Origin of the sequence: Saccharopolyspora shandongensis (genome assembly GCF_900106995.1) — a bacterium.
GTDB classification, from domain to species: Bacteria; Actinomycetota; Actinomycetes; order Mycobacteriales; family Pseudonocardiaceae; genus Saccharopolyspora; species Saccharopolyspora shandongensis.
The window spans coordinates 26226-46180 of the sequence record NZ_FNOK01000001.1; the positions used below are offsets into that span (position 1 = coordinate 26226).

Annotated in this window: 18 protein-coding genes; 11 read left to right on the forward strand and 7 right to left on the reverse strand. The window is 68.5% G+C overall.

The window, feature by feature from the left end:
* Window positions 1-30 precede the first annotated feature (30 nt).
* Window positions 31-2286, forward strand: coding sequence for an ATP-binding protein (locus tag BLW84_RS00125; protein ID WP_093259886.1), 2256 nt, complete (start codon window positions 31-33; stop codon window positions 2284-2286).
* A 162-nt stretch (window positions 2287-2448) separates the two neighbouring features.
* Here BLW84_RS00125 and BLW84_RS00130 read toward each other — a convergent pair whose 3' ends face one another.
* Window positions 2449-3468, reverse strand: a complete 1020-nt coding sequence (locus BLW84_RS00130; RefSeq protein WP_093259888.1) for an Lrp/AsnC family transcriptional regulator — start codon at window positions 3466-3468, stop codon at window positions 2449-2451.
* 158 nt (window positions 3469-3626) lie between these two features.
* On the opposite strand from BLW84_RS00130, the gene BLW84_RS00135 reads away from it, so the two are divergent.
* The gene (locus BLW84_RS00135; RefSeq protein ID WP_245760864.1) at window positions 3627-5129 is read left to right on the forward strand and encodes an AbgT family transporter; all 1503 of its coding nucleotides are present in this window, start codon (window positions 3627-3629) and stop codon (window positions 5127-5129) included.
* 29 nt (window positions 5130-5158) lie between these two features.
* Window positions 5159-6316 carry a M20 family metallopeptidase gene (locus BLW84_RS00140; RefSeq protein ID WP_093259890.1) on the forward strand — a complete coding sequence of 386 codons (1158 nt, stop codon included), beginning with the start codon at window positions 5159-5161 and terminating at the stop codon, window positions 6314-6316.
* Between the two features lie 49 nt (window positions 6317-6365).
* Here the strand turns inward: BLW84_RS00140 and BLW84_RS00145 are convergent, their stop codons facing one another.
* From BLW84_RS00145 to BLW84_RS00155, 3 genes are read right to left on the reverse strand one after another with little or no spacing between them, the layout of a single operon-like run.
* A complete protein-coding gene (locus tag BLW84_RS00145; RefSeq protein WP_093259892.1) occupies window positions 6366-7157 on the reverse strand; it encodes a sugar phosphate isomerase/epimerase family protein in 792 nt (263 codons plus the stop codon).
* A 7-nt stretch (window positions 7158-7164) separates the two neighbouring features.
* The gene (locus BLW84_RS00150) at window positions 7165-8085 is read right to left on the reverse strand and encodes a sugar phosphate isomerase/epimerase family protein (protein WP_093260485.1); all 921 of its coding nucleotides are present in this window, start codon (window positions 8083-8085) and stop codon (window positions 7165-7167) included.
* 2 nt (window positions 8086-8087) lie between these two features.
* Entirely contained in the window at window positions 8088-9218 is a 1131-nt protein-coding gene (locus BLW84_RS00155; RefSeq protein ID WP_093259894.1) for a Gfo/Idh/MocA family protein, read from the reverse strand.
* A gap of 160 nt (window positions 9219-9378) precedes the next feature.
* Here BLW84_RS00155 and BLW84_RS00160 point away from each other — a divergent pair, with 160 nt between their 5' ends.
* The 6 genes from BLW84_RS00160 to BLW84_RS00185 all read left to right on the forward strand — a co-directional run bounded on the left by BLW84_RS00160 (window position 9379) and on the right by BLW84_RS00185 (window position 15674).
* Window positions 9379-10614: an ROK family transcriptional regulator gene (locus BLW84_RS00160; protein WP_093259896.1), complete on the forward strand. Its 1236-nt coding sequence runs from the start codon at window positions 9379-9381 to the stop codon at window positions 10612-10614.
* A 95-nt stretch (window positions 10615-10709) separates the two neighbouring features.
* Window positions 10710-11993: an ABC transporter substrate-binding protein gene (locus tag BLW84_RS00165; protein ID WP_093259899.1), complete on the forward strand. Its 1284-nt coding sequence runs from the start codon at window positions 10710-10712 to the stop codon at window positions 11991-11993.
* A gap of 9 nt (window positions 11994-12002) precedes the next feature.
* Complete coding sequence (locus BLW84_RS00170; protein ID WP_093259901.1) at window positions 12003-12923, forward strand: carbohydrate ABC transporter permease; 921 nt, start codon at window positions 12003-12005, stop codon at window positions 12921-12923.
* 95 nt (window positions 12924-13018) lie between these two features.
* A complete protein-coding gene (locus BLW84_RS00175) occupies window positions 13019-13816 on the forward strand; it encodes a carbohydrate ABC transporter permease (protein ID WP_177226211.1) in 798 nt (265 codons plus the stop codon).
* A gap of 32 nt (window positions 13817-13848) precedes the next feature.
* Entirely contained in the window at window positions 13849-14934 is a 1086-nt protein-coding gene (locus BLW84_RS00180; RefSeq protein ID WP_093259905.1) for a Gfo/Idh/MocA family protein, read from the forward strand.
* Entirely contained in the window at window positions 14931-15674 is a 744-nt protein-coding gene (locus tag BLW84_RS00185; RefSeq protein ID WP_093259907.1) for a ThuA domain-containing protein, read from the forward strand. Before BLW84_RS00180 ends, BLW84_RS00185 begins: the two co-directional genes overlap by 4 nt.
* Before the next feature lie 85 nt (window positions 15675-15759).
* Here BLW84_RS00185 and BLW84_RS00190 read toward each other — a convergent pair whose 3' ends face one another.
* Window positions 15760-16959 (reverse strand): helix-turn-helix domain-containing protein, encoded by a 1200-nt coding sequence (locus tag BLW84_RS00190; protein WP_093259909.1) that lies wholly within the window; start codon window positions 16957-16959, stop codon window positions 15760-15762.
* 83 nt (window positions 16960-17042) lie between these two features.
* Here BLW84_RS00190 and BLW84_RS00195 point away from each other — a divergent pair, with 83 nt between their 5' ends.
* Entirely contained in the window at window positions 17043-17282 is a 240-nt protein-coding gene (locus BLW84_RS00195; RefSeq protein WP_093259911.1) for an HC3 family zinc finger protein, read from the forward strand.
* Window positions 17269-17739 (forward strand): hypothetical protein, encoded by a 471-nt coding sequence (locus BLW84_RS00200; RefSeq protein ID WP_245760841.1) that lies wholly within the window; start codon window positions 17269-17271, stop codon window positions 17737-17739. Before BLW84_RS00195 ends, BLW84_RS00200 begins: the two co-directional genes overlap by 14 nt.
* Window positions 17740-17865: 126 nt before the next feature.
* On the opposite strand, the gene BLW84_RS00205 is transcribed toward BLW84_RS00200, so the two are convergent.
* Both BLW84_RS00205 and BLW84_RS00210 read right to left on the reverse strand, forming a co-directional pair.
* On the reverse strand, window positions 17866-18888 hold the full coding sequence (locus BLW84_RS00205) for a PQQ-dependent sugar dehydrogenase (RefSeq protein ID WP_093259913.1): 1023 nt from the start codon (window positions 18886-18888) through the stop codon (window positions 17866-17868).
* A 92-nt stretch (window positions 18889-18980) separates the two neighbouring features.
* The gene (locus BLW84_RS00210; RefSeq protein ID WP_093259914.1) at window positions 18981-19904 is read right to left on the reverse strand and encodes an oxygenase MpaB family protein; all 924 of its coding nucleotides are present in this window, start codon (window positions 19902-19904) and stop codon (window positions 18981-18983) included.
* Between the last annotated feature and the right edge of the window lie 51 nt (window positions 19905-19955).

Sequence of the window (19955 nt, forward strand, 5' to 3'; positions counted from 1 at the left end):
CCGAGCAGTTTTGTTGGGCGCTGTCGAGCAATGGCCGAAGTCAAGGGGCTGCTGTCGAGGGCCCGGCTCGTGACACTGACCGGGCCCGGCGGTGTAGGAAAGTCGCGTTTGGCGTTGCGTCTTGCGGAGGACCTGCGGCGGGCTTTCCCGGACGGTGTCTGGCTGGTCAAGCTTGCAGAGCTGGACGACGACTCGCTAGTGGCTCGCGCAGTGGCATCGAGCCTCCAGTTGCGCGATCGCACGGCTCGTGCACCTGAAGATGTGCTTGTTGACCACCTCGCAGACAAGCAATTGCTACTGGTGTTGGACAACTGCGAGCACTTGCGTGATGCCTGCGGCTATCTCGTCGCCACCCTGCTCGAAGCTGCACCGAAACTGCATGTTCTTGCAACCAGCCGCGAACCGCTAATGATCGGCGGTGAGCACATCTGGCAGGTACCGCCGATGTCCGTGCCGACCGACAACACCCTGGTACAGGGCACGGCTCGGGAGTACGAGGCGCTGAAATTGTTTGAAGATCGCGCCTCGGCGGTAAATCCAGAATTCACGCTCGGTCCGGACAATGAGCAGACGGTGGCTCGGTTGTGCGGCCGATTGGATGGTCTTCCACTCGCGATCGAGCTGGCCGCGGTCCTCATCCGAGCACTGTCGGTGGAGCAAATCCTTGTCCGGTTAAAGGACCGCTACCGACTGTTGACGGAGGGAAAACGTGCCGGCTTGTCGCGCCACCAGACGCTACGGGCGGCCGTGGAGTGGAGTTTCGACCTGTGCACCCAGCAAGAACAGGTGCTGTGGTCACGACTATCCGTTTTCCCGGGCGAGTTCGACATCGAGGCCGCACAACAGGTGTGCGCGGATGACGGCCTGTCGCCTGACGAAGTGTTCATGGGTGTCGTGGGGTTGGTGGAAAAGTCAATTCTGATCCGAGAACAGCACCATGTTGGCTCCCGGTATCGGTTTCTCTCCACGATCCGCGATTTCGGGCACGAGCAGCTCGGCACAAACGGTGCTCTGGCCGCGCTGCGCCGCAAGCACCGAGACTACTACCTGAACCTGGTCGAACAGGCCGACGCCAACTGGTTCGGTCCTCACCAGCTGCAGTGGTTCTCCCGCTTGCAACTCGACCAGGCCAGCCTGTGGGCAGCGCTGGAGTACTGCCTCACCGAACCAGGGGAAGCCAGAGCCGGGCTGCGGATGGCCGGCGCCCTGTGGTTTTACTGGGTCGCCTGCAGCTCGCCCCAGGAAGGCCGGGAGTGGCTCGACCGGGCACTCACCCTCGACTTGCAGCCGAGCCAAGAACGCACCAAGGCGCTGTGGACCAATGGCTATCTCGCCATCCGACAAGGCGACACGGGCGCTGCCTTGAGCATGCTGAACGAATGCTCACGCCTGGCGCGTGCACTGGATGACCGCGCGGCACTGGCTCACGCAGCGCAGCTTTCGGGACATGCTGAACTCGTATCAAACAATCTGACCCAGGCGGTGCCCCTGCTGGAGCAGGCATTGTCTCAGGAGCGGGCACTCGGCAGGCCGAGCACCCACCTGGCCACGGCTCTCTTCCGGCTCGCGCTCGCCCGGTGTCTGACTGGGGACGCCGATCGCGGCCTCACCCTCTGCCAGGAATGCGAGAAGCTCTGCCGGGCACACGGCGAACAGTGGAGCCGGTCGTGGATGCTGTGGATCCTGGCGGTCATCCGGTGGACGCAGGGCGATCTGCAGCACATGACCGACCACCTGCGAGAGTGCCTGCGAATCGAGCGGTCCCTCAGCGATCCGCTCAACATCGCACTCTGCGTCGAGGCCCTGGCTTGGGTGGAGGCCAGGAACGGAAATGGCGAACGCGCCGCCGAGCTGCTGGCCGCGAGTCACAAGCTCTGGCGGCCGCTCGGCGAGTACCTCCTGGGCTTCCACCACTACCTGGACTGGCACGATCAGTGCGAGGCGCATGCTCGCCGGGCCGTCGGAGACAAAACGTTCGAAGCCTCCTATCAACGCGGCGCAGACCACACGGTTGACGAGATCGTCGTTCGTGCGCTGAATGAGAAGACAGCGGCGGTGTCCGGTTCTCAGGCAGAGAGCGCGGCGGGAATCCACACGCTCCTGACGCCGCGAGAACGAGAAGTCGCCCAGCTCGTCGCCCAGGGGTTGTCAAATAAGGAAATCGCAGCGCACTTGGCGATCAAGCGACGGACGGCGGAAAGCCACATCGAGCACATCCTCACGAAATTGGGCTTCACGTCGCGCGGCCGGATCGCCGCATTGTTCTGGGAGCAGCAACGAGGGTGAGGGACACCGGAATCCCCGCACAGGACGCACCGCCAGGTTCACGATCACGGCTCGCAATGGCTGGACCATCCCCGACGCGCCACCACGCGGTCAACCGCCGCGCCCGGCCAGCCTTCATGGCCTTCGCCGACCACGGCCGATCGCGGCCATCTCGGGCATAGTTCAGGGGCGCGACAGGAAGTCGTGCACTCGGTCTCCGAGGAGCACGTCGTTGTCGCGGTCGATCCATTGGCGACGCAGGACCGCGAGTGCCGTCGACATGTTCAGGCCGTTGATGCCGGGTAGCGCGCCGATGTCTTCCGTGACGAACCGGGACAGGTGGTCTTCGTCGCGGAACACCGCGTGGTGGGTGATCGATGCCGGTCCGGCCGTCATCACCGTGAACCGCCCGGACGGCTCCGCGCTCAGCGCGGCCAGCACGGCGGGGATGTGCTGCGGTTGGACCTCGAGGGTGATCAGCGCCGTGAGCCGGAAGCCGAGGACCGCCGGTTCGATCTCCACCCGGGGGCGGGCGGCACCTGCTTCCAGCACCGATTGGATCAGCCGGTACGCGGTCGAGCGGCTGACGTCGAGCTCGCGGGCGGCTTGCGCCGCGGTGATCCGGCCGTCGTCGACGAGCAGGCGCAGCGTGTTGAACTCGGCTTCGTTGAGCGGCCCGACGCTCTCCGGTGGGGAGCTGGGGTCGGCGTCGGCGTGCTCTCGCAGCGCAGCGGTTTGCTCGCCGGTGAGCCGGTTCAGGTGCCACGCCACGGCCTGGCGCGCCGTGCGCAGCACGAGGTGCGACTCGATGGACGCGATGCCCGGGATGGCGGGCAAGGTGTGGGTCAGCAGGCGGCGCAGGTCCGTTCCCGCCAGTGGGTAGATGGTGCAGTAGATATCCGCGTCACCACTGATGATCATGATGGACTGAGCCTCCGGTACCTCCTGGATCGCTGCCGCGACGCCGGAGGTCATGCCTGGCTCGCACTTGATCCACACCACGTAGGGGTTGGCGGTGAGGATCAGTGACCAGTGCACGGTGGAGATGAAGCGCAGGAGCCGACTCTCCTGCAGCCGCTGGATTCGCCGGCCGACCGTGCTGGCCGAGGTGCCCAGGATCTCCGCAACGGCGTTCAGCGGCGCCCGGGGCGTCAGCTGCAGCGCGGCCACCAGATCAAGGTCCGCGTCGTCCAGTGTTTGCAAAACCTCACCTCAAGTTGAACGGTTTGCCCGTCGCCATAGATTACTTGACACAAGCCTGCATCTGAAGTTTGGATGCTGGATCAAATCACCGTTTGATGATAGCGGAGGGGCCCTTGAACGAGGTTACGACGCGACGACGTTCGGTGACGTCGTCGGTGATGCGCGTGCTCGATGTGGTGGATCGGGCCGGGAACAAGCTGCCGCATCCCTTCTGGCTCTTCGTGATCCTGAGCGTGCTGGTGGTGCTGGCGAGCTGGCTGCTGGCCGCGCTCGGCGTCTCCGCGACCTCCCCGGTGGACGGCAAGGAGGTCGGGGTCAAGAGCCTGATCTCCGATGCCGGGGTCCAGATGATGCTCGGCGATCTGATCAAGAACTTCGTGAACTTCCCGCCGCTCGGGCTGATCGTGGTGGTCATGCTCGGCGTGGCCATCGCGGACAAGACCGGGCTGCTGGCGGCGCTGATGCGCGCCGCGTTGGCCCGGGTGCCGGCCGGTCTCGTCACCTTCGCGGTCGCACTGACCTCGATGTTCGCCCACGTGGCGTCGGACGCCGCGTTCGTGGTGATGATCCCGCTCGGCATGATCGTGTTCCGGGCCGTGGGCCGCAGCCCGATCATCGGCGCGGTCGTGGCTTACGTCGCCGTGGGCGGCGCCAGCAGCATCAGCCCGGTGATCGAGGGATCGGACGCGGTCTTCGCCGGACTGACCACGTCGGCCGCGCACACCATCGACCCGAACTACGTGGTCACCCCGGTGTCCAACTACTACTTCTCGTTGGCATCCTCGCTGCTGCTGGCCGTCTCGATCACCGTGGTGACCGAGCTCGTCGTCGCCCGCCGGGTCGCTGCGATGAACGCCGTCGAGCCGGAGCTGACCGATGTCGACGAGTTGCCCGACATGTCCCTGTCGGCCGTCGAGCGCACCGGGGTGCAGCGGGCGCTGATCGCCGCGGCGCTCTACGTCATCGCAGTGGTGCTCGCCGTGCTGCCGAGCGGTTCGCCGCTGCGCGGCGAGGGCGGCTCCATCGTGGACTCCCCGCTGATGGAGAACGTCGCGGTGGTCATGATGCTGTTCTTCATGATCGTCGGCACCGTCTACGGCCTGACGGTGAAGACCATCAGCTCGGCCAAGGACTTTCCGGAGCTGATGGGCCAGGGGCTTCGCGAACTGGTCCCGGTGCTGGTGCTGTTCTTCGCGGTCTCGCAGTTCCTCGCGTACTTCAAGTGGACGAACATCGGCCAGGTCATCGCGATCTCCGGCGCCGGCGTGCTGGATTCGATCGACGCGCCGCCGGTGGTGATCTTCGTCTGCGCGGTGCTGCTGATCAGCGTGCTGAACCTGCTGCTCACCAGCGGCTCGGCCATGTGGGCGCTGGTCGCTCCGGTGCTCGTTCCGATGCTGATGCTGCTGCACATCCACCCGGAGACCACCCAGGCCCTGTTCCGCATCGCCGACGCGCCCACCAACAGCGTCACGCCCATGAGCCCCTACTTCGTCATCGCGCTCGGCTTCATCCGCCGCTACCGCCCGTCCGCCGGGATCGGCACCCTGATGTCGCTCGTGCTGCCGCTCGCGATCGTCAACCTGTGCGTCTGGCTCCTGATGTTCCTGGCCTGGTACGCGTTCGGCATCCCGCTCGGCCCCGGCGTTCCCGTCCGATGAACCACTCCCAAAGCAGGAAGGCGCACGATTTGTCCGCGAAGCCGTTGTCCACTTGGTGCCGCGACCGGTTGGATGATCTCCTCGGTGATGTTTCGATGCTGGTGCACCAAGAATCACCTAGCAGCGAAAAAGCGTTGCTGGACAAGACCGCCGACTCGATCACGACGTGGTTGCGGGACCGGCTCGGCGCACCGTCCCAGCTCACGCGGCACGAACACGCTGAGCACGGTGACCTGCTGGAGGTGACCTACGCCGGCTCCACTGAAGCGCCCGTGCTCATGATCGGCCACTACGACACCGTGTGGCCCGCGGGAACTGTGGATGGGTGGCCGTTCGCCGTGCGGGAGGACGGGACGGCGACCGGGCCGGGCATCTACGACATGAAAACCGGCCTCGTCACCGGAGTCTGGGCGCTGCTGGCGCTGCGCGCGTTCGACCTGCCGTGCCCGACCGTCCGGTTCATGTTCAACGGCGACGAAGAGCTCGGCAGCCCGATGTCCCGGCCCCACATCGAACGCGCGGCGCCGGACTGCTTGGCGACCCTGGTGCTGGAACCGGGCGTCGGCTGGGACGTCAAGGCGGAGCGCAAGGGTGTCGGGATCTTCACCGTCACCGCGCACGGTGTGGAGGCCCACTCTGGGAACAACGCCACCGACGGTGCCAGCGCGGTCCACGCGCTCGCCGAGATCATCCACCGGCTCGCCGGCGAAGCCGACCACGAGCGCGGCACCACGGTCAACGTCGGCACGATGAGCGGCGGCACCGCCCGCAACGTCATCGCGGGCAAGGCCGGCTGCCTCATCGACATCCGGATCAGCGACCAGGCCGAGGCCGACCGGATCGACGCGGTCTTCGCCGGTCTCCGCGGCAGCGACCCGCGAGTGCGGCTGGAGGTCGAAGGGAGGTGGAGCCGCCCGCCCATGCGGCTCACCCCGGAGAGCAGGCGGCTGTTCGACCTCGCCGACGAAGTCGCCGCGTCTGTGCGCGCGCCGCTCGAACCGATCAGCGTCGGAGGCGGCAGCGACGCGAACTTCGTTTCCGCACTTGGCCTTCCGGTGCTCGACGGGCTCGGCGCCAGCGGCGATGGCGCTCACGCACTGCACGAGCACGTGATCGTCGACGACATCCCGGACCGAGTCGCACTCGTCGCCGGACTGCTGCGCCGAATCGCCGACGACGCTTCGTGAGTTGTCGCGGGCTTGGCGCAGGCAGTCAGCGCCAAGCCCGCACCGGCCGCTAGCGGGCCCAGCGGGAATGGCCCTCGTTCACCAGGATGTTGGCGTTGGTGGCGAGGAGCTCGAACGGATCCTGTTCGGTGGAGTCGATTTCGGCCACGTGCCAACGGATTCCCGATGCATCCCGGAGCGCTTCGGCAATGTCGACCGCGCCCGTGCCGATCGGCGTCTGGGGCGCTCCGGGCAGGGCCGGGCCGTCCTTGAGGTGGACCGCGACCACCCGGGAGCCCAGGGACGCCAGGACCGACGCCGGATCGGCACCCGCCGCGACCGCCCAGTAGACGTCGAGTTCCGCGAGGACGCCGTCGCCCGCGCGGGACCAGAAGCGGTCGTAACCCGTGGTGCCGTCCGGGAGTTCGGCCCATTCGAACCAGTGGTTGTGGTAGCCCAGGCGCAGGTCGGCCGAGACAGATTCGGCGGCCTCCGTCAGGACTCCGGCGAGGGCGTCGACCCGGGCCGGGTCGGCGAAGGTCTCCTCGCCGAAGCCGGGGACCAGGCGCGGATGCGGGACGAACGCCGTGTCGGCGCCCAGGATCGCGCACTCCTCCACCAGTTCCGCGACGTCGCCGGGCAGTCCGGCGTGCACCGCCGACACCGCCAGGCCCGCCGCGTCGAGGCCGGCGCGCAGGGCGCGGGCCTCGGCCAGGCGATCGGCCGACGGCTTGTCCGGGGAACCGAGGCCGAACGGCTCGACGTAGCGGAAGCCGATCTCGGCCAGCCGTTCCAGGGTCGCCTGCCGGTCGGTCGCCAGTTGTTCGCGGACGCTGTAGAGCTGCACGGAAAGCAAGGCCACCTCCGGCTCAGCCGACGATCAGCGGGCGCAGGGTCCGGTGCGCGATGTTCAGGCCCTGGGTGATGCGCTCGCCGTCGCCGCCCCACACCGGATCCTCGTGCTCCACCGACAGCGTGCCCGTGAAGCCGTGCTCGTAGAGCCGGTCCACGACGCGCGCCCAGTCGACCTGGCCCAGGCCCGGCACCCGGTAGCGCCACCAGCCCATGTCCCAGGGGTTGCCGCCCTTGTCCACCTTGCCGAAGAAGCCGTAGCGCTGCCGCGCCGCCGCGTCCAGCTCCACGTCCTTGGCCTGGGCGTGCACGATGCGGTCGACGTAGGGCGCGATGGTCTCGACCGGGTCGATGCCGATCCACGTCAGGTGCGACGGATCCCAGTTCAGGTACAGGCCGAGGTCGAACATCCACTCCCACAGCTCCGGCGAGTACGCCAGGTTCCCGGGATATCCGTCCGGATGCCAGCCCTCCATCACGCAGTTCTCGACGATGATCTTCACGTCCCGCTCGCCCGCGTACTCGACGAGTTCCGGGAACACCCGTTCCGCTTCGGCGAGGTTGTCGGCCACCGGCTTCGTCCAGTCCCGGCCGACGAACGTGCCGACGTAGGGCACGCCGAGCGCCTGCGCCGCGTCGATCGCGTGCTTCAGGTGCGTGCGGATCTCCTCGCGCCGCACCGGATCCGGGTGGAGGTTGTTCTCGTAGTAGGCGAACGCCGACAGCGCCAGGCCGTGCTTGTCGAACAGCGCGAGTGTCTCGTCGGCCTCGCGGGGGCCGAAGTCGGCCACCGGCAGGTGCGCGGCCTCGAAGTCGCGGCCGCCGGTGCCCGGCCAGACGGCGACTTCCAGCGCCTCGTACCCGGCCTGCGCGGCCCAGCCGGCGATCCGGTCCAGCGTCCACTGTGGAAGACACGCGGTGAGCATTCCGAGCTGCATGATCACACCTTCGTCCAGGAGCGGTTGCGGGCGGAGCGGAGGACGGCGTCGACCAGCCGGGCCGATCGCAGGCCGTCCTCGAACGTGGGCAGCCCCTCCGGGCTGCCGCCGTCGATCGCGGCGTAGGTGTCCGCGACGAACGCTTCGAAGCACTGCGCGTACCCCTGCGCGTGCCCGGCGGGCAGTTTCGACAACCGGCGTTGCTCGGGCGAGCCGTGCTCGGGGTCGCGGACCAGGATGCGGTTGCCGTCCGCGCCGCCGAGCCAGATCCGCTCGGGCTCCTCCTGGTCGAACACGGCGCTGCCCAGCGCGCCGTCCAGCTCGAACCACAGCCGGTTCTTCCGGCCCGCGGCGACCTGCGAGATCGTCGCCGAGCCGAGCACGCCGGCGGCGGTGCGCAGCAGCAGCGCGGCCGAATCCTCGGTGCTGACCTCGACCCGGTCGCCGGCGACCTCGGTGGGTCCGGCGAAGGTCGGCCCGGCCGCCGCCGGGCGAGTGGGGACCACAATGGACAGTTCGGCGAGCACGTCGGTGAACGTCTCGCCGGAAACCCACTGGACCAGGTCGCACCAGTGCGACCCGATGTCGGCGAACGCCCGCGACGGCCCGCCGAGCCCCGGATCGACCCGCCAGCTCGACGCGTCCGGCGAGAGCATCCAGTCCTGCAGGTAGCTGCCGTGCAGCAGGTTCCAGGCGCCGAACTCGCCGGCCTGCCGCCGGGCGCGGATCTCCCGCACCACCGGGTGGTAGCGGTAGACGAACGGAACCGCCGCCACCAGGCCGCTTTCCGCCGCCGCGGCGGTCATCCGCTCGGCCTCCGCCGTCGAAATGCCCAGCGGCTTCTCGCAGATCACGTGCTTTCCGGCGCGCAGGGCGGCCTCCGCGAACGGCGCGTGCGTGGCGTTCGGCGTGCACACGTGGACCACGTCGACGCGGTCGTCGGCCAGCACCTCGGCGAGGTCCTGGTACGCGGCCACGCCCCAGCCCGCCGCCACCTGCTGCGAACGCTGCGGGGACGACGCCAGGACGCCGACCACCTCGGCGCCCTCGAGGATCGCCGCGCGGCGGTGCACGTCGCCGATCATCCCGGCGCCCAGGATCGCCACGCCTCGCCCGGAAGGTGCAGGGCTCACGAGGAGCCTCCTTCGGTTGGAACTGTTGACAACTGCGGGTGTCTCACGCCCGAATTTCGTCGTGGTCAAAACTAGATCGCCGGCTTTACGTCGGCAATATCTGTGATTTATTTTCTTTTCGGTCATTAATCGAATGCGTGCCACGACGGGAGCAGCGACGATGGGGTGGGAACCGGTCCGGTTGGCGGTGCCGAGGACGTCCGGGCGGGCCGACGGCAACCTGGTGCACAGCGGGCTGGCCCGGCTGATCGCGTCGGGAGCAGCGGAAACGCGGGTCGAACTGGTGCGCGCCACGGGCCTCGCTCGGTCCACGGTCAACAGCCACCTCGACGCGTTGATCGCGACGGGTGTGGTCGTCGAACGCGGCCCGGTGGGCAGCGGCGGGCGCGGCCGGCCCGCGCACCGGCTGGCGATCGCGCCGCGCGCCGGGGTCGTGCTGGCCGCCGACGTCGGCGTGCACAGCACCCGGCTGGCGGTCGCCGATCTGGGCCAGGACGTGCTCGCCGAACGGCAGGTGGCGCTGGACATCGCCGACGGCCCGGAGCATTCGCTGGACGTGCTCACCAAGCACCTGCACGACCTGCTGGGCGACTCCAGGATCGCGCGGGACGAGGTGAAGGCGCTGGTGATGGGCTTACCGGGGCCGGTCGATCCGCGGCTGGGGATGCCGGTGCGACCGCCGATCATGCCCGGCTGGGACGGCTTCCCGGTCGGCGACGCGATGGCCGAGCGGTTCGGCTGCACGGCGTCGGTGGACAACGACGTGAACCTGATGGCCCTCGGCGAAGCCCGCGCCCTCCCGCCGGAGGAATCTCCCCTGCTGTTCCTGAAGATCGGCACCGGCATCGGCGGCGGCATCGTGTCCGCCGGCGGGGAGCTGCACCGGGGCTCCGACGGCGCGGCGGGCGACATCGGGCACATCCGGGTGCCCGGCGCGGACGACGTGGTCTGCCAGTGCGGCAACGTCGGCTGCGTGGAGGCCGTCGCGTCGGCCGAGGCGGTGATCCGGGCGCTGCGCACCGAGAACGGCGGCCCGCAGAGCACCGAGGATCTCGCGCGGCTGCTGCGCGACGGCGATGCGACGGCCGTGCGCCAGGTCCGCTCGGCCGCCGCGACGATCGGCGAGGTGGTGGCGATGCTGGTGCACTTCTACAACCCGAAGCGGATCGTCCTCGGTGGACTCATCACCGCCGCCGGCGACGACATGCTCGCCGGTATCCGCGGCGTCGTCTACCGGCGCGCGCTCCCGCTGGCCACCCGGAACCTGACGCTGGTCAACAGCGCGCTGGGCCGCTCCGCCGGGCTCGCGGGCGCGGTGGTCGCCGCGATCGAGGACGTGCTGTCGCCGGACGGGATCTACCGGCTGATGCTTGACACGCCGCAGTCGCGCGGCTAACTATTTGAGCCGTCTCACGCCGCAGTTCTGCCCCGGAACCGGGACGCCGACGCGCGATCCCGATGTCCCGAACCGCGAAGCGGAGATGATCATCGATGAGGCTGAGAAGCGCCGCGTCCCAAGCAATCGCCGTGACCACCGTGCTCGCGCTCACGGGCTGCGCGGGCGGATCGCCCGGCGGCCCGACCGCCGAGCAGGCGCCCGACGCGAAGGTCGTCGAACCGGCCGCCGCGCAGGGCGCCGCGGGCGAGGTGACCGCCTGCGGCATCCGGGACACCGGGGTGTTCAAGACGCTGACGGAATCCTTCAACGCCAAGGGAACCGGCGTCACCGCACGCTACGTCGAGCTCGGCCAGGACACCGACGCCGCGCGGGCCCAGGCCATCCAGCGCCTCGAAGGCGGCTCGGCCGAGTGCGACGTCTACCTGATGGACGTCACCTGGGTCAGCGAGTGGGCCGCGCAGGGCTGGGTGCAGGACCAGACCAAGCTGGTCGAACAGCGCAAGGACGGCTTCATCCCGTCCACATTGGAAACCTCGCGCTACGCGGACCGCTACTGGGCCACGCCGTTCTACACCAACGCGGGCCTGGTGTTCTACCGCAACGACCGGGTGCCGCCGCCGGCCACCTGGAAGCAGGTGTACGAGCAGGCGAAGCTGGACCCGCAGAACAAGGTCGAGATCCAGGCCAAGCAGTACGAGGGCCTCACGGTGAACTTCCTCGAAATGCTGTACTCCGCGGGCGGTTCCGTGCTCGACGAGAACGGCACCATCACCATCGACTCGCCGCAGACCCGCGCGGTGCTGAACCTGATGGCCGACGGGGTGCGCTCCGGCGCCGTCGACCGCGGCTCGCTGACCTACGACGAGGACGCGTCGCGACGCGTCTACGAATCCGGCGCAGCAGGCTACCTCCGCCAGTGGCCCAGCGCGTACAAGCTGATCCAGCAGACCGCCTCCGGCCCGGGTACCGCCGTCGCGCCGCTGCCCGCGTTCGACGAGAACAGCAAGCCGTCGGCCGTGCTGGGCGGCTGGAACTGGGCCATCGCCGCCGCCTCCGACAACGTCGGCGGGGCCGTGGCGTTCATCGACCACGCCACCGGCCCGGAGTTCCAGAAGACGATGGCGCTCAAGCACGCCCAGGCGCCCGTCGTGGCGAGCACCTACGACGACGCCGAGGTGCAGGCCGCGCTCCCGTTCATCACGCAGCTGAAGCAGTCCGTGATCAGCGCCAAGCCGCGACCGAAGTCGCCGGTGTACGCGCAGATCTCGAAGGCCATCAACAGCAACGTCTACCCCGTGCTGGCCGGACAGGTCGACGTCGAGACCGCGGTAAAGAAGATGGCAGCGGACATCAAGACCGCCCAGGAAACCTTCTAGGGGCGTCACATGACCACCCTGACGAAGCCGAAGAAGCAACGCGTCGGCCACCAGCAGCGGCGCACCGCCGTGCTGATGGTCTCGCCCGCGCTGGTCGTCATGTTCCTGGTGGCGGCGGTCCCGATCGGCTACGCGATCTGGCTTTCGCTGAACGTCTACAGCGTGCGGCAGGCCGGCCTGTCGAAGTTCGTCGGCCTGGGCAACTACCTGGAGGCGCTGGTCTCCCCGGCGTGGTGGCACGCCTTCGGGCAGACTTTCCTGTTCGCGTTCGTCTCGGTGGGCCTGGAAGTGGTGCTCGGGGTCGCGATGGCGCTGCTGCTCAACATGGCCTTCCGCGGCCGGGGACTGCTCCGCTCCACGCTGCTCATCCCCTACGCCGTGCTCACCGTGGTCAGCGCCATCACCTGGCAGGCCATGTTCGAGTCGAACCTCGGCCTGGTGACCGGGATCCTGCGCGGGCTGGGGCTGCCCGGCGGCGACATGGTGTGGCTGGCCGAGCCGGGCTACGCCATGGCGGTCATCATCATCGCCGATGTCTGGAAGACCGCGCCGTTCGTGGCGCTGCTCGTGCTGGCCGGCCTGCAGGTCATCCCCGCCGACGTCTACGAGGCCGCCGACCTCGACGGCGCCGGCCGATGGCAGGCGTTCTGGCACGTCACGCTGCCGCTGCTGCGCCCGGCGATCGCGCTCGCCGCGATCTTCCGGCTGCTGGACGCGTTGCGGATCTTCGACCTGCCGTTCGTGCTCACCAAGGGCGCCAACGGGACGCAGACGATGTCCATGCTCGCCTACCAGGAACTCCGCGACGGCAGGCTGATCGGGCAGGGCTCGGCGCTGTCCATCCTGACCTTCTGCACCGTGATGGTGGTGTCACTGGTGTACATCCGCTTCGCCGGGGGCAACATCCGCGACGTCTCCAGGGAGAGCTGATGGCGATGGTCCTCGAAACCCCGAAACCCGCCCCACCACGGCCCGCGCCCCGGCAGCGCGGGCGGGCGGACCGGAACCGGTTGCGGCCGGTGACGATGGTGTTCGTCGCGCTGGTCATGCTGGGCTCGCTGGTACCGTTCTACTGGCTGATCAACACGTCGCTGAAGAGCGGCGCCGACCTGTCCTCGGGCAGCCTCTACCCCACCGATCCGTCGCTGCAGAACTACCTCGACGTCATCCACAACGGCAATTTCCTCACCGCGCTGGGCAATTCGGTGCTGGTCGGCGTCGTCACCACGGCGCTGGCGCTGCTGTTCGCGTCGTTCGCCGCCTACGCGCTGGCGCGGCTGAAGCTGCCGCGCAAGGGCCTGATCCTGGGCCTCGTCCTGTCCGTCACCACGTTCCCGGTCATCGCGATCGCCGCGCCGATGTTCAAGATCTGGAGCGATATCGGCCTCTACGACACGCTGGCCGGGCTGATCATCCCGAAGCTCACCTTCGCGCTGCCGATGGCGATCTTCGTGCTCACCTCGTTCTTCCGCGAAATCCCGTTCGAACTAGAGGAATCGGCGCTGATCGACGGGGCCACGCCGTTCCAGGCGTTCCGCAAGATCATCCTCCCGCTGGCGGTACCGGGCCTGGCCACCACGGCGATCCTGGTGTTCATCTCGGTGTGGAACGAGTTCCTGCTCGCCGTCACGCTCACCTCCACCCCGGCGGCGCGCACCGTCCCGGTCGCCATCGCGTTCTTCGCCGGCACCAACGAGTTCGAGCAACCGATCGGCACCATCAGCGCGGCCTCGGTGCTGGTGACCATCCCGCTGCTGGTCGTGGTGCTGATCTTCCAGAAGCGCATCGTCGCCGGCCTGACCGCCGGTGCCATCAAGGGCTGAATCCACCTGATACAACGAAGGAGCCACATCCCATGAGTGACCCCACGCTTCGGGTCGGAGTCATCGGCATCGGCTGGGCCGGCCAGCAGGCGCTCGCCGCCTACCAGGCGCTCCCGGACGTCGAGATCGTGGCGATCGCCGGGCAGGAGGCGGACCTGCTCGCCTCGCTCGGCGAGCAGTACGGCGCGAAGCACCTGTTCGAGAGCTGGGAGAAGCTCATCGAGGTACCGGGCCTGGACGCGGTCAGCATCGCCGTCCCGACCTTCCTGCACGCGCCGATCGCCATCGCCGCGCTCAAGCGCGGCCTGCACGTGCTCAGCGAGAAACCGCTGGCGCGCAACGGAGTCGAGGGCCAGCAGATGGTGGACGCCGCGCGCTCGGCGGGTCGCGTGCTGGACATCGTGTTCAACCACCGGCTGCGCGGCGACATCCAGGCCCTCGGCGAGATCATCCACCGCGGCGACCTGGGCCGCCCGTACTACGCGAAGGCGTCCTGGATGCGGCGGCGCGGCATCCCGAAGCTGGGCAGCTGGTTCACCAACCAGGAGATGTCCGGCGGCGGGCCGCTGGCCGACATCGGCGTGCACGTGCTCGACTACTCGCTGTTCCTGCTCGGCGAGCCGCGCGTGACCTCGGTCAGCGCGGTCACCTACGCCGAGCTCGGGCACCGCGACATCGGCGAGATGAAGTGGAGCGCCAAGAGCGAGGCCGACTCGAAGTTCGAGGTCGAGGACTTCGCGGCGGCGTTCCTCCGCCTGGAGAGCGGCGGCACGCTCGTGCTGGAGACCTCGTGGGCGGCGTTCCGGGATCCGCTCGACCTGATCGACTTCAGCGTCCTGGGCACCGACGGCGGCGCCGAGCTGCGAGCCGCCGGCGCGACCAAGGCCAAGGTCGGCGACCTGCGCGTGTACCGGGACGTCGACGGCGAGATCGCGGACTACACCCCGCCCGCCGAGCCGGGCCGCGCGCACGCCGGGGTCGTGGAGAACTTCGTCCGCGTGCTGCGGAACCCGGCCGAGTGGGCCGCCAACGACGGTTCGATCGCGCTGAAGCGCGCCCGGGTGATCGACGCCTGCTACCAGTCCGCCGCCGAGAAGAAGGAGATCACGGTCGCATGAGTCCGCTTCGCATCACCGTCTGGAACGAAGGCGTCCACGAGTCCACTGAGGACCCTGCCGGGATGGCGGAGTACTACCCCGGCGGCATCCACGGCGCCATCGCCGCCGGGATCGGCGAGCAGCTGCCGGACGCGACGGTGCGCACCGCGCTGCTCAGCGACCCGGAGCACGGGCTGCCCGAGGAGGTGCTGGCCGACACCGACGTGCTGCTGTGGTGGGGCCACAAGGCGCACGGGCGGGTCGACGACGAGGTGGTCGACCGGGTGCAGCGGCACGTGCTCGGCGGGATGGGCCTGCTGGTGCTGCACTCCGGGCACTTCTCCAAGATCTTCACCCGGCTGCTCGGCACCACCTGCTCGCTGAGCTGGCGCAACGCCGCCGAACGCGAGGTGGTGTGGACGGTCGACCCGACGCACCCGATCGCCGAAGGCGTGCCGAATCCGCTGGTGATCCCCGAGCAGGAGACCTACGGAGAGTTCTTCGACATCCCGGCGCCGGACGAGCTGATCTTCATCAGCTCCTTCACGGGCGGAGAGGTGTTCCGCTCGGGCGTGACGTTCAACCGGGGCCGCGGCCGGATCTTCTACTTCAGCCCCGGCGACGAACGCTACCCGGTGTACAACCAACCGGAGATCCGGCGAGTCCTGGCCAACGGCATCCGCTGGGCGGCCCAACCCGAGATCCCGCGCACGGCGCCCAGCGTCTCCAACCCACCCCGCGACTGGTACCTCGCGGAATAGATCGAGCACGAAAGGCACCTTTCACCAACGTATTTGGTGAAAGGTGCCTTCGACCTCGCTTCCGAACCTCTCGCTTGGCGTCGGCTCAGATCTGGATCCTGGCCCAGCGCGCAAATCCGGCGAGGGAAGTCGTGGCGCGTCGGTCGGCGGTCGCGAGCGCACGAACGGTCTCGCGCACGGACGGGTGCATGCGGGTGTGATGGGGTGAGACCCGGCGCGCCATGTTGAGTTCTCCGAGCGCTTTTTCCCGGTCGCCGTGCAGCATCCACGCACGTGCTTGGTCGATGTGGTGATGCCCCACGCGTTCCGGGCGTGTCGCGTCCGCGACGGCTACGCGACTGGCGCGAGTCACGGCCTCGGTACCGTCGTTGCGCTCCACCGGAACCGCGCACCAGTGGATCACGACGTTGAGCTCGCTGGCATCGGTGTTGTAGTACGGGGCCGTCACCGCGCCCAGGGAGACTCTTGTTCGCGCTTCCCGGATGTGATCGTCGGCGCGTTCGCCGTCACCGTTGCGCGCCGCCATGACCGCTGCGCGGAGATGCAGTTGTGCCGCGACGCCATGAGCTGCGGCGTCGGGCCGTTGATCCTCGACGTGTCGCAGGGCGCGATCGAGCAACCGCAGCCCAGCCGCGTAGTGGCCGTTATGCAGGAAGTGCGTCGACCGGTGCCAGTCGGACACCGCACTCCGAAGCGGGTCACCGGTCGCGGTCGCGAGCACCACGTGCCGCTCGGAGGCGGTTGCGGCGATGTCGGGGTGATCAAACCGGCCTCCGACGGTCGCGGCGAGCCGATACGCGTCGTGCAGCAGGGCGCGGTTCCGCTCACCCTGCCACGTCGTCGGTGATGTCTCGGCGACGTGCACGAAGAGATGGTGAAGCACCTGCGGGAGAATCATCGCCAGTTCGGCGTACTTCTGAGCCCTGCGAAAGGACTCGGCTCGATCGAGTTGCTTCCGGATGCTCTCCGGGTTCAGGGCCGGTTCCGCTGGTTGCGGGTCGTTGAAGCACTGAAGTGCTTCCCGCAGTTCGGAAATCCCCGAAGCTTCGCCGTGGAGCCCGGAAATGTTGTCGGCGACCTGTACGCCGTAGAGTTCGCGGACCTCTACCCCGAACACCGACGCACAAGCGGCGACGAAGGCCGGGCTCGGCGACGTCCTTCCTTGTTCGACCTTCTTGACCAAGCTCGTCGAGACGAAGATGCGCCCCGCCAGCTGCGCCTGGGTCCACCCGGCCAGCTTGCGGAGCCGACCGATCCTGGCCCCCGCTCCCGCATCCGCGTTCATACCGGCATTGCCCCTTCCTTGTCCCTCCAGATCACTAGTAACTCATAGTGTCGATGATGTCACAGGAGGTGATCACATTGTTGATGTCCCGATCGCATCGGTTCAGCTGGCAACCGGGTGACGGCGCGCGGCACGCGACCGCCGACGAGCGCCCCCATCGAGGCCGGCCGGTGGGCACGCGGATCAGCACGTTGTGCGGCACGCAGGTTCTCTCCGACGAATCGGTCGAGGCGTGGCTGTGGGTTACCTGCCCTCGCTGCAACATCGAGGCGCACAAGCTCGCGGGGATTCCAATGCCGGGAGCGGCCGATGAACTGCACTGAAGTTGATGAGCTGCTGCGCGAGCTGCGCCGTCGTGGTGGGGTGTTCTACGCGTTCGGCCCGAAGGATGACCCCGAGGTGGTCGTTCATGCGCACTTGTGGCCCACCTGCGCGGATGTTGTGATCCTGCGCGGAGAGGACGATGCGACGGCCTACCGGACACCAACGATGCCGGGAGCGGATGTGTTCGCTCCTGTGCTGGTGTCGTGGCAGTACCACGCTCCCGCCGCGTGGACGCTGCGTGCGGTGCTGACGCTGCCGACTCCGGGCGATGTTCATGCACCGATCTCGGTGCTGAAACCTGATCCGCTGTGCTTCCTGGCTCTTGATCTCCGGCGGCCGGTCACCATTCGCTCGACGCCGCACACCGAGCCGCCACTGCCACGCCGTGCCGACGACGTCGAGCGATTGCTACCGACGTCGGAACCGTCGTACCCACCAACAATCAGGGCGCGCTGACGCTAAGGGCTTGCCGCAGCTCTAGACGCGGTGGGGGCACCTTGGCCGACTCCCCACCAAGGTGCCCCCACCGACACCGACCTGCTGCTCATGAACCTTGCCGAGGTCAGGCCCCTCGTCTCGTTGTCACGGGGTGACGCTGAGGATCTGGTCGTCGTCCGGGCCGGGCTCGCCGTTGTTGTCCTGGTTGGACGTGGTCACCCAGAGGGTGCCGTCCGGGGCCGCGACCGGCGTGCGCAGTCGGCCGTACTCGCCCTGGAACAGCGCCTTCGGCTCGCCCAAGGTGCCGTCGTCGGCGAGCGGGATCTGCCACAGGCGCTGGCCGCGCAGCGCCGCGACGTAGACGTTGCCCTGGTGGATGGCCAAGCCGCTGGGCGATGCCTCCGACGTCTTCCAGGTGACCAGCGGGTCCACGTACTCGTCGTTGCCGCAGGTGCCCTCGCACACCGGCCAGCCGTAGTTCTTGCCGCCCTCGATGCGGTTGACCTCGTCCCAGGTGCTCTGGCCCAGCTCCGCCGAGAACAGCCGGCCGGCCGAATCCCAGGCGAGACCCTGCGGGTTGCGGTGGCCCATCGAGTAGACCACCGAGTAGCCGAACGGGTTGTCCGGCGCGGGCTTCCCGTCGGTCGTCATGCGCAGGATCTTGCCGTTGAGCGAGTTCACGTCCTGCGCGTTGTCCGGGTCCTGGGCGTCGCCGGTGGTGGCGTAGAGCATCCCGTCCGGGCCGAAGGCCAGCCGGCCGCCGTTGTGGAACCGGTTCTTCTTGATGCCGGTCAGGATCGGCTGCGGTGCCTCGCCGAGGCGCAGCTTGGCGATCCGGTTGTCCTCGCTGGTGCTGTAGAAGACGAAGACCGTCTGGTCCGAGGCGAAGTCCGGCGACGCGGCGATGCCCATCAGGCCGCCCTCGCCGTCGGTCGGCTGGGAGTCCTCGATCCGCTGCACCTCGGCGACCTGTCCGTCCTTCAAGGACATGATCTGCCCGGTGTCGCGCTGCGTGAACAGCGCCGAGTCGTCCGGCAGGAACGCCAGGCCCCAGGGGATGTCGAGCCCGGTGGCGACCGGGGTGGCCTCGGCGGCCGAGGCGGTCGGCGGGAACACCAGCGCCACTGCTGCGGCGCAGGCGATTAGCGCACTGGCACGACGGATCATCGCGCAGCCTCCTTCTGTCGGGGTGAGGCGGCGGATCACCAACAGCGATCCAAGCAAACCCCGACCGCGCGCAATACCGCCACGAGGAGGTATCAACCAATCGCCGGCGAATAGTGCTTCGGGTCGTCGCGCCGGTCGGGCGGCGGGAGGTTGTGGGGCGGGGTTTCGACCAGCGGCGCGTCTGCGGGGATTTCGCCGCGCTCGCGGCGCCATCCGGCGCGGGCTCGCGGGTGGTAGCGGAGGTCGAACGGGACCAGCTTCCAGGCCAGGCCCAGCGCGCGGCCGAGCACGCGCAGCAGCCGCGCGTCGCGGGAAGTCCAGCGATAGCCGAGCTTTTCGCGGATCGCGGGATCGTAGACGCCGACGGTGAGCCAGCCGAAGCCGCGGCTGATCGGGATGCGGGCCAGCTTCCACAGCGGATCCGGCAGCCACTTCATGGTGGGCGGCTTGCCGATGCGCGCGATGTCGAGCACGTCGCGGGTGGCCTTGTTGTCCTCCAACACGTTTCGGCACATGTGGTCCCAATAGCGCCGGAAGCTCGCCCAATCCGGCGGCACCGGGCGCATGCTCATGCCGTAGAGCCGGTACCACTGCACGCCTTCGGCGTAGATCTGCTCCTTCTGCACCTCGGTGAGGGGCTTGCCGAAGTGCTCGTTGATCAGGATCGGCATCACCAGGAACGTCGAGTGCGCCCAGAAGTAGGTGTCGGGGTTCAGCGCGTGGTAGGGCCGGCCGTGCTTGTCGACGCCCTTGATCGTGTCGTGGTAGCCGCGCACCTGGCGGGCCGTTTCCTGGGCGCGCGGGCCGTCGTAGAGCACGCCGCCGATCGGGTACAGCGACCGGTAGAGCCGTTCCCAGCGCTCGTCGAAGAACCGCGAGTGCTCCTCGACGCCCGCGCCGAGCTGCGGGTGCATGTTCTGCATCGACCCGGCCCACAGCGCCAGCAGCAGCCCGCGCCAGTCGCCGAAGTAGCGCCACATCAGGGAATCGGGCCCCAGCGGGGTCGGCTCGGACATGGTGCTCCCTTCAAAACTGAGGACACCTGTATTCAAAATATGGCGGCCCCG

Excerpts from the sequence above, each read along its gene's own strand:
- BLW84_RS00180 (WP_093259905.1), top strand. The coding sequence starts at position 13,849 with ATGAGTGACCCCACGCTTCGGGTCGGAGTCATCGGCATCGGCTGGGCC.
- BLW84_RS00190 (WP_093259909.1), bottom strand. The coding sequence starts at position 16,959 with ATGAACGCGGATGCGGGAGCGGGGGCCAGGATCGGTCGGCTCCGCAAG.
- BLW84_RS00205 (WP_093259913.1), bottom strand. The coding sequence starts at position 18,888 with ATGATCCGTCGTGCCAGTGCGCTAATCGCCTGCGCCGCAGCAGTGGCG.
- BLW84_RS00210 (WP_093259914.1), bottom strand. The coding sequence starts at position 19,904 with ATGTCCGAGCCGACCCCGCTGGGGCCCGATTCCCTGATGTGGCGCTAC.
- BLW84_RS00165 (WP_093259899.1), top strand. The coding sequence starts at position 10,710 with ATGAGGCTGAGAAGCGCCGCGTCCCAAGCAATCGCCGTGACCACCGTG.
- BLW84_RS00195 (WP_093259911.1), top strand. The coding sequence starts at position 17,043 with ATGTCCCGATCGCATCGGTTCAGCTGGCAACCGGGTGACGGCGCGCGG.
- BLW84_RS00135 (WP_245760864.1), top strand. The coding sequence starts at position 3,627 with ATGCGCGTGCTCGATGTGGTGGATCGGGCCGGGAACAAGCTGCCGCAT.
- BLW84_RS00170 (WP_093259901.1), top strand. The coding sequence starts at position 12,003 with ATGACCACCCTGACGAAGCCGAAGAAGCAACGCGTCGGCCACCAGCAG.
- BLW84_RS00160 (WP_093259896.1), top strand. The coding sequence starts at position 9,379 with ATGGGGTGGGAACCGGTCCGGTTGGCGGTGCCGAGGACGTCCGGGCGG.
- BLW84_RS00125 (WP_093259886.1), top strand. The coding sequence starts at position 31 with ATGGCCGAAGTCAAGGGGCTGCTGTCGAGGGCCCGGCTCGTGACACTG.
- BLW84_RS00200 (WP_245760841.1), top strand. The coding sequence starts at position 17,269 with ATGAACTGCACTGAAGTTGATGAGCTGCTGCGCGAGCTGCGCCGTCGT.
- BLW84_RS00185 (WP_093259907.1), top strand. The coding sequence starts at position 14,931 with ATGAGTCCGCTTCGCATCACCGTCTGGAACGAAGGCGTCCACGAGTCC.
- BLW84_RS00150 (WP_093260485.1), bottom strand. The coding sequence starts at position 8,085 with ATGCAGCTCGGAATGCTCACCGCGTGTCTTCCACAGTGGACGCTGGAC.
- BLW84_RS00175 (WP_177226211.1), top strand. The coding sequence starts at position 13,019 with ATGGTGTTCGTCGCGCTGGTCATGCTGGGCTCGCTGGTACCGTTCTAC.